General features: G+C 44.2%; 18 protein-coding genes and 1 tRNA gene. 10 read left to right on the forward strand and 9 right to left on the reverse strand.

Annotated features, from left to right (window positions below):
- Positions 1-2 precede the first annotated feature (2 nt).
- The 4 genes from ICN28_RS00855 to mfd all read right to left on the reverse strand — a co-directional run bounded on the left by ICN28_RS00855 (position 3) and on the right by mfd (position 5,152).
- Positions 3-356 carry a DNA-binding transcriptional regulator gene (locus ICN28_RS00855; RefSeq protein ID WP_216285513.1) on the reverse strand — a complete coding sequence of 118 codons (354 nt, stop codon included), beginning with the start codon at positions 354-356 and terminating at the stop codon, positions 3-5.
- Positions 310-639 (reverse strand): BrnT family toxin, encoded by a 330-nt coding sequence (locus tag ICN28_RS00860; protein WP_255536069.1) that lies wholly within the window; start codon positions 637-639, stop codon positions 310-312. Before ICN28_RS00860 ends, ICN28_RS00855 begins: the two co-directional genes overlap by 47 nt.
- Positions 640-766: 127 nt before the next feature.
- Positions 767-1,609 (reverse strand): phosphoserine phosphatase SerB, encoded by an 843-nt coding sequence (gene serB / locus ICN28_RS00865; RefSeq protein WP_370626450.1) that lies wholly within the window; start codon positions 1,607-1,609, stop codon positions 767-769.
- A 15-nt stretch (positions 1,610-1,624) separates the two neighbouring features.
- Entirely contained in the window at positions 1,625-5,152 is a 3,528-nt protein-coding gene (mfd, locus tag ICN28_RS00870; RefSeq protein ID WP_216286807.1) for a transcription-repair coupling factor, read from the reverse strand.
- Between the two features lie 58 nt (positions 5,153-5,210).
- Between mfd and ispD the strand changes: the two genes are divergently transcribed.
- On the forward strand, positions 5,211-5,966 hold the full coding sequence (ispD, locus tag ICN28_RS00875) for a 2-C-methyl-D-erythritol 4-phosphate cytidylyltransferase (protein ID WP_216285514.1): 756 nt from the start codon (positions 5,211-5,213) through the stop codon (positions 5,964-5,966).
- Positions 5,963-6,457 carry a 2-C-methyl-D-erythritol 2,4-cyclodiphosphate synthase gene (ispF, locus tag ICN28_RS00880; RefSeq protein ID WP_216285515.1) on the forward strand — a complete coding sequence of 165 codons (495 nt, stop codon included), beginning with the start codon at positions 5,963-5,965 and terminating at the stop codon, positions 6,455-6,457. The genes ispD and ispF overlap by 4 nt, the downstream gene beginning before the upstream one ends.
- 81 nt (positions 6,458-6,538) lie before the next feature.
- On the opposite strand, the gene ICN28_RS00885 is transcribed toward ispF, so the two are convergent.
- Both ICN28_RS00885 and mscL read right to left on the reverse strand, forming a co-directional pair.
- The gene (locus tag ICN28_RS00885; protein ID WP_216285516.1) at positions 6,539-6,886 is read right to left on the reverse strand and encodes an FKBP-type peptidyl-prolyl cis-trans isomerase; all 348 of its coding nucleotides are present in this window, start codon (positions 6,884-6,886) and stop codon (positions 6,539-6,541) included.
- Positions 6,887-6,895: 9 nt separating this feature from the next.
- Positions 6,896-7,330, reverse strand: coding sequence for a large conductance mechanosensitive channel protein MscL (gene mscL, locus ICN28_RS00890; RefSeq protein ID WP_216285517.1), 435 nt, complete (start codon positions 7,328-7,330; stop codon positions 6,896-6,898).
- Positions 7,331-7,618: 288 nt separating this feature from the next.
- Between mscL and tig the strand changes: the two genes are divergently transcribed.
- From tig to clpX, 3 genes are read left to right on the forward strand one after another with little or no spacing between them, the layout of a single operon-like run.
- Positions 7,619-8,953: a trigger factor gene (gene tig, locus ICN28_RS00895; protein WP_216285519.1), complete on the forward strand. Its 1,335-nt coding sequence runs from the start codon at positions 7,619-7,621 to the stop codon at positions 8,951-8,953.
- Between the two features lie 41 nt (positions 8,954-8,994).
- Complete coding sequence (gene clpP / locus ICN28_RS00900; protein ID WP_216285521.1) at positions 8,995-9,615, forward strand: ATP-dependent Clp endopeptidase proteolytic subunit ClpP; 621 nt, start codon at positions 8,995-8,997, stop codon at positions 9,613-9,615.
- A 57-nt stretch (positions 9,616-9,672) separates the two neighbouring features.
- The gene (gene clpX, locus ICN28_RS00905) at positions 9,673-10,962 is read left to right on the forward strand and encodes an ATP-dependent Clp protease ATP-binding subunit ClpX (protein ID WP_216285524.1); all 1,290 of its coding nucleotides are present in this window, start codon (positions 9,673-9,675) and stop codon (positions 10,960-10,962) included.
- A 5-nt stretch (positions 10,963-10,967) separates the two neighbouring features.
- Here the strand turns inward: clpX and ICN28_RS00910 are convergent, their stop codons facing one another.
- Both ICN28_RS00910 and ICN28_RS00915 read right to left on the reverse strand, forming a co-directional pair.
- Positions 10,968-11,261, reverse strand: coding sequence for an addiction module antidote protein (locus ICN28_RS00910; RefSeq protein ID WP_216285525.1), 294 nt, complete (start codon positions 11,259-11,261; stop codon positions 10,968-10,970).
- 9 nt (positions 11,262-11,270) lie between these two features.
- Positions 11,271-11,561, reverse strand: coding sequence for a type II toxin-antitoxin system RelE/ParE family toxin (locus tag ICN28_RS00915; protein WP_216285526.1), 291 nt, complete (start codon positions 11,559-11,561; stop codon positions 11,271-11,273).
- A gap of 250 nt (positions 11,562-11,811) precedes the next feature.
- Here ICN28_RS00915 and lon point away from each other — a divergent pair, with 250 nt between their 5' ends.
- The 4 genes from lon (at position 11,812) to ICN28_RS09615 (ending at position 17,465) form a co-directional block, all read left to right on the forward strand.
- Entirely contained in the window at positions 11,812-14,238 is a 2,427-nt protein-coding gene (lon, locus tag ICN28_RS00920) for an endopeptidase La (protein WP_216285527.1), read from the forward strand.
- Between the two features lie 122 nt (positions 14,239-14,360).
- Positions 14,361-14,436 (forward strand) — tRNA-Val (locus ICN28_RS00925).
- Between the two features lie 41 nt (positions 14,437-14,477).
- Positions 14,478-15,929: a SurA N-terminal domain-containing protein gene (locus tag ICN28_RS00930; RefSeq protein ID WP_216285528.1), complete on the forward strand. Its 1,452-nt coding sequence runs from the start codon at positions 14,478-14,480 to the stop codon at positions 15,927-15,929.
- A gap of 144 nt (positions 15,930-16,073) precedes the next feature.
- Positions 16,074-17,465, forward strand: a complete 1,392-nt coding sequence (locus ICN28_RS09615; RefSeq protein WP_216285529.1) for a HAMP domain-containing sensor histidine kinase — start codon at positions 16,074-16,076, stop codon at positions 17,463-17,465.
- On the opposite strand, the gene ICN28_RS00940 is transcribed toward ICN28_RS09615, so the two are convergent.
- Positions 17,455-18,081: an arylesterase gene (locus ICN28_RS00940; RefSeq protein ID WP_255536135.1), complete on the reverse strand. Its 627-nt coding sequence runs from the start codon at positions 18,079-18,081 to the stop codon at positions 17,455-17,457. The two genes, ICN28_RS09615 and ICN28_RS00940, sit on opposite strands and share 11 nt — an antisense overlap.
- A gap of 70 nt (positions 18,082-18,151) precedes the next feature.
- On the opposite strand from ICN28_RS00940, the gene ICN28_RS00945 reads away from it, so the two are divergent.
- On the forward strand, positions 18,152-18,844 hold the full coding sequence (locus ICN28_RS00945; RefSeq protein ID WP_216285530.1) for an ABC transporter ATP-binding protein: 693 nt from the start codon (positions 18,152-18,154) through the stop codon (positions 18,842-18,844).
- The last annotated feature ends 32 nt before the right edge of the window (positions 18,845-18,876 follow it).

Consider the following 18,876-nt stretch of genomic DNA (forward strand, 5'->3'; position numbering starts at 1 on the left):
AGTTAAATTACTCTTAAAACTAATTTTGGTGACTTATCTAATATTTTTAGTAATAGTCTAGCTGGACCGGTTGGATATCTTTTTCCTTGCTCCCAATTTCTGATGGTGTCGAGTGGGACCAAAATTCTTTCGGATAATTGCTTTTGAGTAAATCCTAGCTTTTCCCTTATGCTTTTTGCATACCTAGCAGCATCCATTTTCGCTTCGAGATCATCTTCAGCCTTCTGTTTTTCAATTTCTTTCTCATTAGTTGCATCTAGTAATTTCTGATTGACGTTCCATTTCGGAAATGAAGTTGGGTCATTCGGATTAACTGTTATTTTTTTTATTTTTATATCTCTTTTTTTCTCTTTCATTTGCTTTCCTCGCAGAAATTATCCTAATTGCTTCACTTCTAATTGTGAAGACTACAACAAATAATGTTTCCGTAAACATGGCTAACATCTCATATCTGTCTTCGCCGTAATCATGTTTTTTATCCGTTTTAACTATTTTTTGTGGATCTAGAAAAACGTTAGTTATTTCCTCAAATCCGAACCCGCGTAACTTATGACATTCAATGCTTTTAACTTCATCCCATTCGTAATGTTTATGGTAGTTCAATGAACTACCATAGTCAAGCATATTAAGACGCTTCAAATATTCACCTTTTATCAATTTTGTTAATTTATTAAGTCTTGAATGCACAAAGCCCCCACTTCATAGAAGTGAGGGCTTTGGATAATTAACGTTTAATTGTTTAAAAGGTTTACATCAAGAATATTTTTTACAAAAGATCTAACCAAGCATCCAATCCAACATGATCAAAAGCCATATCTACTTTTTCTTTAACGATAGGTTTCGCACGATAACCAATTGATAGGCCTGCACCGTGCATCATCGGTAAATCATTGGAGCCATCACCCATCGTCACCGCAGCATGTTTATTTGATCCAAGACTCAGACAACGCGCTTCCACATAAGCAGCCTTAGCTGCACCATCCACGATGTTGCCAAGAACTTGACCAGTCAATAAACCGTCAATAATCTCTAGTTGATTGGCATGGGTTTCAGAAAGATGTAACTCAGCTTGTAGCTTTTGCGTAAAGAATGTAAAGCCACCAGAAACCAATAAGGTATGGATACCTCTGGCGTGAGCACCAGCAATCAGCTCTCTTGCACCAAGATTTAAACGTAAACGTTCGTTAAAAACACCTTCCAGGGCTGCTGCTGGTACGCCTTTGAGAAGAGCCACGCGACGACGCAAGCTTTCACTGAAATCTTTGATCTCGCCACGCATAGCAGCTTCAGTAATATCTGATACTTCTTTCTTTTTACCCACGGCATCGGCAATCTCATCAATGCATTCAATATTGATGAGTGTGGAATCCATGTCCATGGCCAATAATTTGATTTGGCTTGGATCGAAATGCTTCGGTAAAAATCCAATATCCGTTGCATGCAAAGTACACAGATTTCGTAAGTGTGTTCTTTGCTCAAGACTTAGAACGTCTGTTAATTGCAGAACCGTTGTTTTAGTTGTTTTAGGAATTACCGATTGAACCTGGTGAGCGGACTCTATCTCGCGGATCAATTTTGGATCAATCGCGGTCATGTGGAATAGGGCTATTTGCATAAGGAACTCTTATTTTGGATCTTTAACAACAGTATCGCCTAAGTGCTTCATGAGTTGGCGAATGGCTTCTAATCGCTGAGCAAAGGTAATAAAAGCTTCTTTATCAGCAGGAATAATCTTGAGTTTATCTTGTCCGTTCAACTGTACACGTTTATTCGTTTGAACCAATTGAATGATCTTGATCGGATCAATGGGTGGATTGGGAATAAATTGGATGGAGATTTGAACGGGGTTAGCGTCAATCTTCTTGATACCCAAGCGCGCCATATTGAGGCGCAAGCGATGCGTCTCAAATAAAGACAAGGCTTGCTCTGGTAACTCTCCAAAACGATCAACCAATTCTTCACGGATATCTATCAACTTTTCTTGAGTCTCCACACTGGCTAATCGTTTATACAAAGATAAGCGCTCATGAACGTCTGGACAGTAATCATTGGTGAGAAGTGCCGGCACGCCCAATGAAATATCCGTAATGATTTCCATAGGCGCCATCAAGTCAGGTTCTTTGCCACTCTTTAGGGATTTCACAGCTTTGTTGAGCATCTCGGTATACAACTGGAAACCAATCTCCGAAATATCACCGGATTGTTTATCTCCCAAAACTTCACCTGCGCCACGAATCTCTAAGTCATGCATCGCCAAATAGAAACCAGAACCTAATTCTTCCATGGCTTGGATGGCATCCAAGCGCAACTTGGCCTGCTTGGTCAATGCTTCGGGATCTGGAACCGTTAAGTAGGCATAGGCTTGGTGGTGCGATCGTCCCACGCGACCACGCAACTGATGCAACTGAGCCAAACCAAACTTATCGGCTCGGTGCATGATGATGGTGTTGGCCGTTGGAACGTCAATACCGGTTTCAATAATCGTGGTGCATAACAAAATGTTGGCGCGCTGCGTCACGAAGTCTCGCATCACACGCTCAAGATCTCGCTCGTGCATCTGGCCATGAGCCACCACAATGCGAGCCTCCGGTAAAAGCTTTTCTAGGGACTGTTTGCGGTTCTCAATCGTATCGACTTCATTATGTAAGAAATAGACCTGACCACCACGCTTGATTTCTCGAAGGACTGCTTCACGAATGATGCCATCGCTCTCCCGACGCACAAAGGTCTTAATCGCCAAACGTTTTTGAGGTGCTGTCGCAATCACAGAGAAATCTCTCAAACCTTCCAAAGCCATGCCCAAAGTTCGTGGAATCGGTGTGGCAGTGAGCATCAAGATATCGACTTCAGCCCGCAATGTTTTTAGCGCTTCTTTTTGACGCACACCAAAACGGTGCTCTTCATCAATGATGACCAAGCCTAATCTTGGGAACTTCACGTCTGCTGAAAACAACTTATGTGTGCCAATCACGATATCGGCTTCACCTCTGGCCATCGCATCCAGTGCGGCGTTCACTTCTTTGGTAGTTTTAAAGCGGGATAGCTCCACAATTTTCACGGGCCAGTCTGCAAAGCGATCTTTCCATGTCTCAGCATGCTGTTCAGCAAGCAGGGTGGTGGGAGCTAAGATTGCGACTTGCTTGCCGCCCATCACTGCCAAGAAACTGGCCCTTAAAGCCACTTCCGTTTTACCAAAGCCAACGTCACCACAGACTAATCGATCCATGGGTTTATCACTGGTCATATCTTGAATCACTGCCGCAATCGCTGCAGTTTGGTCGGCGGTTTCTTCAAAACCAAAGCCGTCGGCGAAGGCTTCGTAGTCATGTGCTGAAAACTCAAAAGCATGCCCCTTGCGCAATGCACGCGCGGCATAGAGGTTGAGTAATTCGGCAGCGGTATCTCGAATTTGTTGAGCGGCTTTGCGCTTGGCTTTTTCCCATTGACCGGAGCCCAATTGATGCAAAGGGGCTGTATCAGGATCCGATCCGGCATATCTAGAAATTAATTGGAGTTGCTGAACGGGAACATACAGAGCGGCAGCATGCGCATAGAGCAGATGTAAATATTCTTCTTCACCATGACCGACGTCTAACAAAATCAAACCTTGGTAACGACCAATGCCATGCTCTGCGTGAACGACGGGGTCGCCCACTTTGAGTTCAGATAGATCGCGGACAAGGGTGTCGACGTTACTGGCTTCTTTATCTTTGCCTTTACGTCTGGTTCTAGCACTTGCAGCAAACAATTCAGTTTCGGTAACGATGATGAGTTGAGCTGCAGTTGAAACAAAACCATCGTGGATGGTGCTGTGAGTGATGCCGATAGGGTTGTCGGATAAGAGGAACTCTGCCAAGCTATCCGTTTGTTGTGCTCGTAAGCCGTTTTCTTCGAGGAGTTGACGCACGGTCTCCCGACGGCCAGCACTGTCTGTACTGATCAATATTCTGGATGTGGTCGTCGAGGCCAAATGCTTGAGTTTGGCGATCGGATCAGCCTCTTTGCGATTCACTGCGATATTTGGCAGTGGTAAGAAGGCGATATCCGTAACTAATTCATCGGATGTAGACTCCGAAGCTGCATCAGCCGTTTTCTCTGAAGCATTGTTTTGTAATTGCAGTCTTGCAAACGGCTTTAATAAACTAAATAACTCATCGTTTTGCAAATACAGTTGCTTAGGATCTAAAACAGGTCGTGCTGAATCATGTTTTAAGAAGTTGTAGCGTTGCTGTGTGTCTTGCCAAAAACCTCGGACATTGGTTTCTAGATCACCATGGATACCTAGCCAAACTGGACCCTTGCCTAAAGGTAAATAATCAAAGACCGTGGCGCCACCTTCAAAGAAGAGTGGCAAGTAAGACTCGATACCTGCACTAGGGATGCCTAGACCAATATCTTTGTAAATACTGCATCGTGATGGGTCGCCATCAAACACTTCGCGCCAGCGACCTCTAAAAGCTGTTCTGGATTCTTCATCCATCGGAAACTCATGACCGGGTAGGAGTCGGACTTCTTGTACGGGGAATAAGCTGCGTTGCGTATCGGGATCAAAGGAGCGGATTTGATCAATCTCATCACCAAATAGATCGATGCGATACGGTAGTGCTGATCCCATTGGAAACAAATCAATCAAGCCACCACGAAGACTGTATTCACCAGGGCGAACTACTGCGCTGACAGGGTCATAGCCAGCTTGCTGCAACTGCAAGCGCAAAGCTTTTTCATCGAGTTTGTCACCTTTTTTAAAGAAAAAGGTATGTGCCGCTAAAAAGCTAGGAGGGCCTAGTTTCTGAAGGGCGGTGGTCACCGGCATTAAAACAATATCGCAGGCGCCAACTAAAAGTTCATGCAAGGTTGCCAAACGCTCCGAGACCAAATCTTGGTGGGGGGAAAATGCGTCGTAAGGCAAGATTTCCCAATCAGGCAGCAAACGAACCGCCAAGCTAGGAGCGAATACCGGAATCTCCTCTTGAAGGCGCGCCGCATCCAAGGCATTCGCACAAATAACTACCATGACAGAGAAAGCGGAGCGATGTGCAAGGGCTTGCTGGGCAATCACAGCGGCATCTGCAGAACCAATCAACTTTGAAACGGTTAAGCGCTGCCCACCCCGGGGTCCCGGGAGGGGGGGTGACCATGTCACCTGATTCATGGAGGCTGTTAATTCAGCCGATAACTTCTGCATAAGCGAAGCATTATAGAATTGAGGGATGAATCCTGCTCAAACATCTTCGGACAAGCCCCATTCTTTGCACGTGCTCATTCCGTGTGCAGGAACTGGCAGTCGCATGGGTCAGCCATCTCAGCCACTCCCCAAGCAATTTCAATTGCTAGCTGGTCAACCGATGGTGATGCATTCGGTGCAAACATTCCTCGATATGCCAGAAATAACCAGTATTTGGGTTGGCGTATCTTCTGAACTGCAGGCCCCTCACGAATTCATCACATCCAATGACTCACGTTTAACAATTAGCCCAACAGGTGGTGAGAGCCGTCATCAGACCGTGCTGCAAACCTTGCAGGCAATGTTGGGTGCAGGGATTTCTGCTGATGACTGGGTTTTGGTGCATGACGCTGCTAGGCCCGGTCTGAGCATTGAAGCCGCAAGACGATTGATCCAAGCAGTCACCGAGCAGGTTTATGTATCCGGTGGCATCTTGGCCATGCCAATGGCTGATACGCTAAAAATGATTTCTCAAGCTAATCCTCAATGCATTGGCAAAACTTTGCCACGTGATGGGTTGTGGTTGGCTCAAACTCCGCAAATGTTCCGACTACAAGCGTTAAGCGAAGCATTGCAAGAAGCGTTAACTAGCAAAACGGAAGTGACCGATGAGGCCAGTGCCATGGAGCGAGCCGGTTGTGAGCCTTTATTGGTTCCCGGTGAGTGGCGCAATTTAAAAGTGACATATCCCCAAGATTGGTCTTTAATGAACGATCTACTTCGTTTAAAAAAAACATCATGAGCGTTTCTTCATTTCCATTTCGCGTTGGCCAAGGCTACGACCTTCATGCTTTAGTCGAGAACCGCGACTTAATTCTTGGTGGCGTAAAAATCCCTCATACTCACGGTTTGTTGGGGCACTCGGATGCTGATGCGTTATTGCATGCCATCACGGACGCTCTATTGGGTGCAGCTGCCTTGGGTGATATTGGTCGTCATTTCCCGGATACGGATCCAAAGTACAAAGGCGCTGATAGCCGTGTTTTACTTCAAGCAACGGTGAAACTGGTTCAGTCTGCCGGTTATCAAGTGGGTAATGTGGATGCCACAATCATTTGTCAGGCACCCAAGATGGCACCTCATATCCCAGCAATGATTAATCACATCGCCGCAGATCTGGGTATTGACTCCCATCAAGTGAACGTTAAAGCAAAAACCAATGAGGGCTTAGGCCACCTGGGACGAGGTGAGGGTATTGCGGTGCAAGCCATCGTGATGCTCTATCAGAGTTAGATCCAAGGACCAAATAAAAAAGCGCTCTAAATTAGAGCGCTTTTTTTGACTTAGCTTACTAAGCCATTAACTGATTAGCAATTAAACCGCTAAAAGTTCTACTTCAAATAGAAGCGTTGCATTTGGTGGAATCACGCCACCAGCACCTGATGCGCCGTAGCCTAATTCAGCAGGGATTACTAAACGACGTGTGCCGCCGATTTTCATACCCTGAACACCTTCATCCCAACCACGAATGACCATGCCGCCACCTAATGGGAACTCAAATGGATCATTGCGATCTTTACTGGAATCAAACTTTTGACCAGCTTGACCATTCTCATAGAGCCAGCCAGTGTAGTGAACTGTAACGTAATTGCCTTTTTTAGCTTCTTCGCCAGAACCAACAACTGTATCTTCGTACTGCAAACCTGATGGGGTCGTAATCATTTTGATTCCTTATTTTTTAAGACTATCTCGAATTTCTCTGAGTAACTGAATATCTTCTGGCACCGGAGGAATTTCAGTAGCGGCGTCAGCTTCATCCTGAAGTTTAATGCGATTAATGATTTTGACCATTTGAAAAATAATGAAAGCCAAAATCACAAAGTTCAAAGTGATGGTCAAAAAGTTGCCATAAGCAAAAAGAGGGACGCCTGCTTTTTTGAGAGCATCGAGCGTGCGGGGCACATTCTCAGGAACCGTGCCCAAAACCACAAAAAGGTTTGAAAAGTCTAATTTGCCACCAATTAGCCAAGCCACAATAGGCATAAAGACATCGCCAACCACAGAATCAACGATTTTTCCGAAAGCGCCACCGATAATCACGCCAACCGCCAAGTCAATCACATTGCCTCGAACAGCAAAAGCGCGGAATTCTTGAATCATTTTCATAGGGTGACCTTTAAGCTCAAATATTGGAAAAACGCTATTTTGACATCATAAAGCCCAACAGATGATTCACTATAGGGCCAATAAGTTTTAGGGCTTGGAACCTAAATAGCATTGAGATGTTAAAGGCATTCAAGCTAAGTCATTGATTTATCGGGATTAGGGCAAACTGGAATGCCGCTATTCTTGCGCTCTCATGTAGAATAGTGAGCTTTTGTGATGTACTACTCAAGGTGGCAGGTCGATCTTTGGCTCTGCCCCTATTTTAATAAGCTTAAACGGGATACCAGCATGTCTGTAACGATTGAAAACCTCGGCAATTTAGACCGCAAAATTACTATCAGCTTTCCAAAAGCCGATACAGCTCAGGCTCGCACTGCGCGCTTACAAAAATTATCTAAGACCGTCAAAATGGCTGGATTCCGTCCAGGCAAAGTGCCCATGAAGATGGTTGAAGCACAGTACGGTATGCAAGTGGATTTTGAGGCGCAATTTGATCACGCCACGAACCTTTTCTATGACATCGTTAAAAAACAAGAATTAAAGATTGCTGGTCAACCAAGTCTTGAGCCAAAGAGTGACATGACTGCTGATCCAGTGGTTTATGACGCTAAATTTGAAGTGTTCCCTGAAGTAAAGATGGGTGACCTCAGCAAAGCAGAAATCACACGTTATGCAACAGAAGTGAATGATGCTGAAATTGATAAGACATTAGAAGTGCTTCGCAAACAACGTGTTCACTTTCACACACGTGGCGAAGAAAGTGCTCACGGTAACGGCGGTGCCAACACAGCGGCTCAAACCGGTGACCAGGTAACCGTTGATTTCGTAGGTAAAATCGATGGCGTTGAGTTTGCTGGTGGTAAAGCTGAGAACTTCACATTTGTATTGGGTGAAGGTCGCATGTTGCCTGAGTTTGAAACAGCGTCTCTAGGTCTTAAAGCAGGTGAGTCTAAAGTGTTCCCATTAGCTTTCCCAGCCGATTATCAGGGTAAAGAGGTGGCTGGTAAGACAGCCGATTTCACAGTCACAATGAAAAAAGTGGAATGGCCACATTTGCCAGAAGTAAATGATGAATTTGCTAAATCACTTGGTGTTGCTGAAGGCGTTGCCAAAATGCGTGAAGAGGTTCGTACGAACTTAACACGTGAAGTGAAGCGTCGCACACAGACTTTATTAAAGAGCCAAGTGATGGAATCTTTAACAAAGATTTGTGAGTTAGATGTTCCTAAAGGTTTAGCGGCACAAGAACAAGAGCGTTTGATTGCGAATGCACGTCAGGACTTGGCAGCTCGCGGTATTCCAAATGCTAAAGATGCACCGATTCCTGCTGAATTGTTTACAGCACAAGCAGAGCAGCGTGTGAAGTTGGGCTTGATCTTGAACGAATTGGTGAAACAACAGAAATTAGAAGCTAAGCCAGAGCAGATCAAAGCAGAAATCGAAGAGCAATCTTCTAGCTACGAAGATCCTAAAGAAGTGATGCGTTGGTACTACAGTGATCCAAAGCGTTTGGCAGATGTCGAAGCCTTGGTTCTTGAGAATAACGTAGTCGCTTATGTGAGCAGTTTAGCCAAGGTAACTGAAAAAGCAGTAAGCTTTGAGGAATTAAGTCAGGTTCAGTAATTGCTGAATCAAACCAAAGAATCCCAGGAGACGACAAAGATATGAACAACACTTTTAACAGCGCACTAGACACTCAAGCTTTGGGCATGGTTCCGATGGTTGTAGAAACATCTGGTCGTGGTGAGCGTGCTTATGATATTTATTCACGCTTATTAAAAGAGCGTGTTGTTTTCTTGGTGGGTGAGGTGAATGATCAAACCGCTAATGTGGTGATTGCTCAGTTACTTTTCTTGGAAAGTGAAAACCCAGAGAAAGACATTTCTTTGTACATCAACTCTCCTGGTGGTTCTGTTTCAGCTGGCTTAGCGATTTATGACACGATGCAATTCATCAAGCCAGATGTGAGCACCTTGTGCATGGGCATGGCTGCCAGCATGGGCGCATTCTTGTTATCAGCGGGTGCTAAAGGCAAGCGTTTCTCATTGCCAAATTCACGTGTGATGATTCATCAGCCTTTGGGTGGTGCGCGTGGTCAGGCTTCTGATATTGAAATTCAAGCGCGTGAGATTCTTTATTTGCGTGAGCGTTTGAATCAAGTATTGGCAGATCGCACTGGTCAAACGATTGAAACAATTGCCAAAGATACGGATCGTGATAACTTCATGTCAGCCGAGCAAGCAAAAGAATATGGCTTGATTGACCAAGTGATAGAGAAGCGTTAATCCAATAGCAACCTAGAAAATTGCAAAATAGAAAATAACAACAAAAAATAAACAGTTATGAGTGAAACAACGACGTCAACCGAGAAGCCACTTTTTTGTTCTTTCTGTGGAAAAAATCAGCACGAAGTTAAAAAGCTCATTGCTGGACCGAATGTCTTTATCTGTGATGAGTGCATCGATTTATGTACGGACATCATCACGGAGGAAGCTGGTAAGGCGGTACAAGAGGGTGTTCGCGAAGATTTGCCAACGCCTCATGAAATTCGTGCCAGCTTAGATCAGTATGTGATCGGTCAAGATCATGCTAAAAAACAACTTGCTGTAGCGGTTTACAACCACTACAAGCGTTTAAAGCATATTGAAACAACGGGTGCTGGCAAAAATAAAAAGACGGTTCACAACGGTGTTGAATTAGCTAAAAGTAACATTCTTTTGATCGGTCCGACAGGTTCCGGTAAAACATTATTAGCGCAAACATTAGCCAGACTATTGGATGTGCCCTTTGTGATTGCTGACGCTACCACCTTAACTGAAGCAGGGTACGTGGGTGAAGACGTTGAGGCGATTATTCAGAAGTTATTGCAAGCGTGTGATTACGATAAAGATAAAGCACAGCGCGGCATTGTTTACATCGATGAGATCGATAAGATCTCTCGCAAGTCAGACAACCCATCGATCACGCGCGACGTATCCGGTGAGGGTGTTCAGCAAGCTCTACTCAAACTCGTTGAAGGTACGATGGCTTCTGTACCACCACAAGGTGGCCGCAAACATCCTAACCAAGACTTCTTACAAGTCGATACGACGAATATTTTATTTATTTGCGGTGGTGCTTTTGACGGTTTAGAAAAAGTCATTCAGCAGCGCACCGTGACTGCTGGTATCGGTTTTGGTGCTCAGGTACGTGGCAAAGACGATCGTTCTATTTCAGAGTTGCTAAAAGAAGTACAAACGGAAGACTTGATCAAGTTTGGTTTGATTCCAGAATTGATTGGTCGTTTACCGGTTGTAGCCACACTGACTCAATTGGATGAAGCGGCACTGATCCAAATCTTGACCGAACCTAACAATGCTCTTGTGAAGCAATACCAAGCTTTACTCGATATGGAAGGTGTGGAGCTTGAGATTCGTGAAAACGCTTTAGGTGCGATTGCTAAAAAGGCGATTGCTCGTAAAACCGGTGCCCGTGGTCTTCGTTCTATCATCGAACATGCCTTGATGGATGTGATGTACGACTTACCAAGTCTTGAAAATGTGAAGCGCGTAGTGATTGATGAGAACACCATCAACGGTGACGGTAAACCTTTGATGCTTTACCAAGAAGCATCAGAGAAACTTGCTTCTTAAACTAATTATGAGGAGATAGGTCTAAGACTTAGTCTTAAACCTAATGCTTTAAATACTTTTAGTACAGTTGAGAATTCTGGGTTGCCGTTATCGGTCAATGCTTTGTACAAACCCTCACGACTGATACCTGTCTCCTTTGCTAGCTGTGTCATTCCTCTAGCTTTAGCTATAACACCCAATGCATGTGTAATTAATTGAGGATCTCCATCCTCAAAGCATGCTTCCAAATAGTTGCTGATATCGATTTCTGTTTTTAATAATTCAGCGCTATCCCACTTAGTTAATATTTCTTTTGCCATAAGTTGCTCCTAAATTTCTTTTGATAACTTGATTGCGAGCTTGATATCTTTACTTTGCGTTGTTTTATCTCCGCCTGCCAATAGGACGATGATTTCTTTTCCACTCTTCATAAAATAAACTCTGTAGCCAGGGCCATAATGAATGCGTAATTCAAACAAACCAGACTCAATCGTTGAACAGTCTCCGAAGTGGCCTAACTCTAGTCTGTCTAGTCTTACTTGAATCCTGGCTTTACCTTTTAAGTCTTTTAGATCGAGTAGCCATTTATGAAATTTTCTTGTCTTTAGTATAGTCACCATTCCTCAAACTGTAAACTATGGTTGACAATTTGACAATCTATTTATGAAAAACATAATTAAATTGAGGTCATTTCATTACCCAAAGTAAATAAACCAATAAACAAAAAGTTCATTGAGAATAAAAATTCATCAAAAAAAACCATTTTTTAGTAAATTTCTTCACTTTTACCCTTGTTTTTGATCAAAACAGACCCAAATTAGATGTATTCTTACCTTGTAGGAAATTACAAACACAATTTGGAGATTAACCATGCCTGGTGACTTGTTACTTCCTTCTGAACCCATCCAACTGCCTTTGTTGCCGTTGAGAGATGTGGTGGTGTTCCCGCACATGGTCATTCCATTGTTCGTGGGTCGCCCAAAATCGATTAAAGCTCTTGAAGCTGCTATGGAAAGTGGCAAAAGTGTCCTATTAGTGGCTCAAAAGACCGCTGCCAAGGATGAGCCTGAAGTAGAGGACTTGTATACAGTTGGTTGTATTGCAAAGATTCTGCAAATGCTCAAACTACCTGACGGTACCGTGAAGGTGCTCGTTGAAGGTACGCAGCGTGCTGATGTGAGCCATGTTGAGGATAGCTTGGAGTATTTCATGTGCGAAGCAACGCCACATGATTCTGTTTCATCTGAGGTTCCTGAGATTGAGGCCTTGCGTCGTGCAGTGGTTTCTCAATTTGACCAATACGTCAAACTCAACAAGAAAATTCCTCAAGAAGTATTAGCTACTTTGCAGGGCATTGATGATGCAGCTCGTTTGGCAGATACCATTTGTTCCCATTTGCCGATCAAGCTCGATCAAAAGCAACGTTTGCTCGAATTAGCAACGGTGGTTGAGCGTTTAGAAGCGATCCTTGCTCACCTCGAGAGCGAAATTGACATCTTGCAAGTAGAAAAACGTATCCGTGGTCGCGTTAAGCGTCAGATGGAGAAGAGTCAGCGTGAGTACTATTTGAATGAGCAAGTTAAAGCGATTCAAAAAGAACTAGGTGAAGGCGAAGACGGTGCGGATATCGAAGAACTCGAGAAACGTATCAAAGCTGCCAAGATGCCTAAAGAAGCGCAAAAAAAGGTGGATGGCGAAATGAAGAAGTTGAAGTTGATGTCTCCGATGTCAGCTGAAGCATCTGTGGTGCGTAACTACATTGAGACCTTGACCAACTTACCTTGGAGAAAAAAGAGCAAAGTGAACAACGATCTCACCAATGCTGAAAAAGTATTGAATGAGGATCACTACGGTCTTGATAAGGTGAAAGAACGCATCTTGGAGTATCTCGCTGTTCAACAACGTGTTGATAAAGTGAAGGCACCAATTCTTTGTTTAGTTGGCCCTCCAGGTGTTGGTAAAACATCTCTCGGTCAATCGATTGCACGTGCGACCAATCGTAAGTTTGTGCGCATGGCCTTAGGTGGTGTGCGCGATGAATCAGAGATCCGTGGTCACCGCCGTACTTACATTGGTTCCATGCCTGGCAAGATCTTATCGAGCTTGACCAAGGTGGGAGTGCGTAACCCATTGTTCTTGTTGGATGAGATTGACAAGATGGGGATGGACTTCCGTGGGGATCCTGCGAGTGCGATGCTTGAAGTTTTAGATCCAGAGCAAAACCATACCTTCCAAGATCACTACGTTGAAGTTGATTACGACTTATCTGACGTGATGTTCGTGGCAACCTCTAATTCATTAAATATTCCAGGTCCGTTATTGGATCGTATGGAAGTGATTCGTTTAGCGGGTTATACCGAAGATGAAAAAACCCATATTGCAATGAGTTACTTGATGCCAAAACAGATCAAGGGCAACGGTTTGAAGGATGGCGAAATCATCATCGAAGAATCTGCGATCCGCGACATTATTCGTTACTACACCCGTGAAGCAGGCGTGCGTGCTCTTGAGCGAGAAATTAGTAAAATCTGCCGTAAGGTCGTGAAGCTATTGCTGTTGAAAAAAGAGGCTGCACCGATCAAAGTCGATGGCTCTAATCTAGATAAGTTCTTGTCTGTGCGCCGTTATGACTTTGGCTTAGCGGCTAAAGAGAATCAAGTGGGGCAGGTGACTGGTTTGGCTTGGACAGAAGTCGGTGGCGATCTACTAACGATTGAAGCTGCTGTGATGCCAGGTAAAGGCAACACCATCCGTACCGGCTCTTTGGGTGATGTGATGAAAGAATCAGTGGAAGCTGCTCGTTCTGTGGTTCGTTCACGTGGTCGTAAATTGGGTATTTCTGAAGAAGCATTTGAAAAGAAAGATCTTCATATCCACTTCCCAGAAGGTGCTACACCTAAAGATGGTCCATCCGCCGGTATTGCGATTACAACCGCTTTGGTGTCTGTGATTACAGGTATTCCAGTTCGTGCGGATGTGGCGATGACGGGTGAAATCACACTGCGTGGTGAAGTACTTCCGATCGGCGGATTAAAGGAAAAGCTTCTTGCTGCTCATCGTGGCGGCATTAAGTTGGTCTTGATCCCTGAAGAGAACATCAAAGATTTGACGGATATTCCAGATAATGTCAAAAATGGAATTGAAATCAGACCGGTGCGCTGGATTGATCAAGTTTTGGAATTAGCCTTGGAAAAAATGCCAACGCCATTACCAGAGCTGACACCAGAGGAAATTGCCAAAGCAGCTGAAGCCAGTAAGGCAGCTGCGGCCACAAGCAGTGAGATCCTCAAGCACTAAATGCATCAGAAGTACAAGGCCTCATGGTTATGAACCACATAACCATGAGGAATATTATTAATCAAAAGGATGAAAAAATTTGCAGGTGAGGTGAAGGTACTGTATACTTTCGTCTTCTCTGTGGGTGCTTAGCTCAGTTGGTAGAGCGTCGCCCTTACAAGGCGAATGTCGGCGGTTCGACCCCGTCAGCACCCACCACAGATTTCTTCTGACTTTTCTACGTCAAATCTACAAAACCCATGCTTGAATCAATTCGTAAGTACCAAAAACTACTGATGGGCATTTTGTTGCTCCTTATTCTTCCTTCTTTTGTCTTTTTGGGGGTTGAAAGTTACATGCGTGACATCGGCAAAGACACTGTTTTAGTGAAGATGGATGGTATTAAAATTACTCGCCAAGAGTTGGATATCGCTATCAAAGCTCGTGTAGATAGACTTCAGCAACAAGGTAAACCTTTGGACTCTGCTGTCATCAATAGCATGCCTTTTAAGCATGCAGTTTTGAGTGAAATTGTTCAACAGCGCTTGTTGGCCTTCGAAATAAAGTCACTCAAGTTAGAAGTAACTCCAGATGCATTGGCAAAAGACCTTACGCAGATTCCAGAAATTCGTGATTTGTATAAAGACGGTAAATTTGATTCAGTTCGTTACAAGCAGTTATTAGCGAATAATCAAATGACTATTGACCAATTTGAAAATGGACGCCGTTATGAACTCTTAAGCCGACAAGTTTTGACGTCTGTGCTGGCTACAGGAATTGGTTCTAGAAAAGTTTCTGAGAAAATTTCTCAGGCATTGGAGTCTGAGCGAGAAGTTCAGGTTTTGAAATTAACTCCTAATGACTTTTTATCCAAGGTTAAGCCGACTCAAGAAGAGTTGGAGGCTTTTTATCAGGCTAATATCAATGCTTTCCAGTTGCCAGAGATGGTCGATGTGGAGTTTGTGCTCTTAGTTGCTAACGCTAAAGATGACCCAAAAGACTTTGCTGAGAAGGCTGATTTATTTGCCAATATGGCGTACGAGCAACCGGATAGCTTAAAGCCTGTTGCAGAGCGCTTGAAATTATCGATTCAAACCGTGAAGGGTGTGACTCGTGCCGGTGCTAGAGGTTTAGCTGCTGATCACCCATTGACCAATCCTAAATTGTTGGCCAGCGTGTTCAGTGATGATGCAATTAAGAATCGCCGCAACATTGAGGCACAAGAAGTTTCTCCAGGTAAGATCGTTGTGGCACGCGTGGCTAACCACCAAGCTCAAGCAGCTGTTCCTTTGAGCGCTGTTCAAGCGGAAGTGAACAAGCAGGTAAGCATGCGTTTAGCTGCTGAATTAGCGAATAAGATAGCTCAAGAAAAACTCGAATCTGCTAAAAAAGCACCCAATGATTTATCTGGTTTCTCTTCAGCGAAATGGGTTTCTCGTAACAAGCCTACTGACTTAAATGCACCGTCGATAGATGCTGTGATGTCCGTTGATGTAGCTCAATTACCCGCTGTAGTGAGTGCTCCGATCAATGGTGGCGGAACTGCTATTTATCGCGTATCTAAAGTGCAACAACCGCTGAAGGCTGATCCTAAGTTAAGAGCCGATCAAGCTCAGCAAATTGCACAATTAGCAACTCAGGCTGAGGGTGCCACGTATTTTGATGCCGTCAGAATCAATTCTGGTTTGAAACAAGTTAATCAGATTAAATAAAGTTAAAAAACCACTTCTTTTTGAAGTGGTTTTTTTTACCCACTATGCCTAACACTTCGACAGACTTCATCCATCTCTTCGATCATGCAAACCGCTAATCAAATTTTCTTTTCGCTTTTATCGCTGATGTTGATCGGATTGTATGTGAGTACGATCACGCCATCAGGCTTTAAGAAAGATGAAAACCTCATTTATTGGCAATCCTCCATTTTGTTGAGAGCATTTTCTTTTATTAGTTGGATGACTGCTCCCTATTTGGCAGGATTTTTTTTAACAGTCGCAAACTTGTCTTTTTTAGCATCCATGATGTTGATGGTTTTGTTATTTAGAAGTTGGCGAAAACCTTTGACACAGTTTGATTTAATTTTTGCAGCTTCTTTTGTGGCAGTCTCTATTTTGATCTTTGAAATTTTGCGTCAGTTTGATGCTGGTTTTGCTGTTCGTGCTGCTTTTATGGCTATTCCCATTTCTATTCTCTCTGTGTGGGAGATGAGGGAGTTAACAACTGTTTTAAAAACGGATAAAAGTACAGGTCTTAAGACCTTGATGATCATGGTGCTCATCAGCTTAATCATTACTTCTGCAGTTGGTGTATCTGGATTATTGAATAAATCTCTTGGTGGTAACCAGTTGATTCAATTTGACGGGACATTCATGCTCTGGGGTAGTTTGAGTATGCACCTCTTGATTTATATTGCAGTGAGTAGCTACCTCTACCAGCGCATGATGACTCGCGAGCGTGATGCTTTGATGAGTTTGGATCAAGCGGCTAGAGAAAATGCACAAATTAAATCTCTCTTGGAAGAGCGAGAGGGTTTAATTTCATCCCTACTGATTGCCAATAAAACAGCCGCAACGGGCGCTCTGTCAGCCTCGATTGCCCATGAATTAAATCAACCGGTGGCTGCCATTAGTTTGAATGCTGAATTCATCAAACGTCAATTGAGTGAAGGAATAGCTGATCCACAGGCCATTCAAGAAGTGATCAGTGGTATTCAGTTTGATAACCAACGCATTGCCAAAATCGTTTCTACATTAAGAGATATTTTCAGGCAAGAAGAGGTTAAAACCGGCCTTGTTAATCTGGATGAGTTGATTGAGCAAATGAAGTCGATCATCTTGCCGCAAGCAAGGGATCGGCGTGTGGATGTTGAGTTTGACCTTCAGGGGGAGCAAGCGATTCCTTTGAACACGAATGAGATCAGTCAAGTGATCTTAAATTTGGTGAATAACGCTATTGATGCAGTCTCAAGCAATGCTTCCATGGATAAAAAAATTATGATCCAAACGCGAGTGACTGCGGATCATATTGAGTTACGTATTGCGGATAATGGTCCTGGTATCGCTGCCCAGAAAAGAGACACGATTTTTGATCTTATGAAGTCACATAAAAAAGAAGGTATGGGTTTGGGACTTTGGCTCTGTAAACACATTATCGACCGTCATCAAGGACGGATTCATTACGAAGACTCTGAGTGGGGCGGCGCACAGTTTGTGATCAAGCTGCCGATTCACCCGATGGCAACTAAGGTTTAAGCAAGAGTTGAAGTTGAGGTAAAACATTACCCAATAGGATCGGCTGAGCTTTTTCATTCGGGTGAATTCGATCTACCTGGAATAACTCCATCTTCAATGCCACCCGATCTAAGAAAAAGGGCACATGTGCCACATTCTCAGATTTAGCGACTTTCCCAAATAAGTTAAAAAATTGCGTGGTGTAGTCCTGCCCATAATTAGGGGGTATGCGCATACCTAGCACCAAGACCTTCGCTCCAATGTTTTTCGATGCTTGGATCATGGATCTCAGATTTTTCTCGGTAGCTTGTAGTTGCAGACCACGTAATGCATCGTTGGCTCCCAATTCAATCACGACGACTTTAGGTTGGTGCACTTTGAGTAACTGGGCGAGACGCGTTTGACCACCCGCTGTTGTCTCACCGCTGATACTGGCATTCACGACACGCCAAGGTAGGCCATCTGTGGCCAGCCGTTTTTCCAAAAGAGCGACCCAGCCAGTTCCTCTTGCGAGCCCATATTCAGCAGACAAGCTATCGCCTAAAACTAATAGGGTTGAAGTAGGTGTGACTGACGGTACAGTTGTCTTTTGTGACCATGCAGGACCCACGATCAACGTATTGACGGCCAAACTCATGCAAGCAAGTAAAAAGACCATTACTATCTGATGTGTTAACCATTTAAAACTGCTATTCACTCTATCTCCAATGCCTACTGATTCTGTTCGTTCTGTTCTGACTGTTTCTCACCTAGCTAAATCCGTGCAAACGGTGGATGGTCCATTGACTATTTTGCACGATATCAGCTTCTCTGTTGAAGAGGGCGAGAGTCTAGCGATTGTGGGTGCGAGCGGTTCTGGAAAAAGTACCTTATTGGGTTTGTTAGCGGGCTTGGATACACCCACCTCTGGTCACGTTCACTTGATGGATCAGGATATTTCAGCTGCCAACGAAGACCAGCGGGCTCAAATCCGCTCTCAGCATGTGGGTTTTGTCTTCCAGTCCTTTCAGCTGATTGATCAATTGAGTGCCTTGGAGAATGTCCAACTTCCTCTCGAGCTCAAAGGCATGCCACGCCATGAAGCTGCGGCCAAAGCCCAAGTTTGGCTAGAAAAAGTCGGTTTGGGAGAGCGTTTGAACCATCGTCCTAAGACCCTGTCGGGAGGGGAGCAGCAACGGGTTGCTCTAGCGAGAGCCTTTGTCACTCAGCCCGATGTTCTTTTTGCGGATGAGCCGACCGGCAGTTTGGATGAGGTAACAGGGCAAAAAGTCATTGATTTGCTCTTTAGTCTCAATAAAGACTCGGGCTCCACTTTGATCTTGGTGACCCATGATTTAGCCTTGGCCCAACGCTGTCAAAGGCAAATGGTGATCAATGCCGGGAAAATCGTGACCCATTAAGCCAGATTGGATAGGCTTTTAAGACCTTTTTC

The organism is Polynucleobacter sp. 30F-ANTBAC, from assembly GCF_018882385.1.
Taxonomy (GTDB): Bacteria; Pseudomonadota; Gammaproteobacteria; order Burkholderiales; family Burkholderiaceae; genus Polynucleobacter.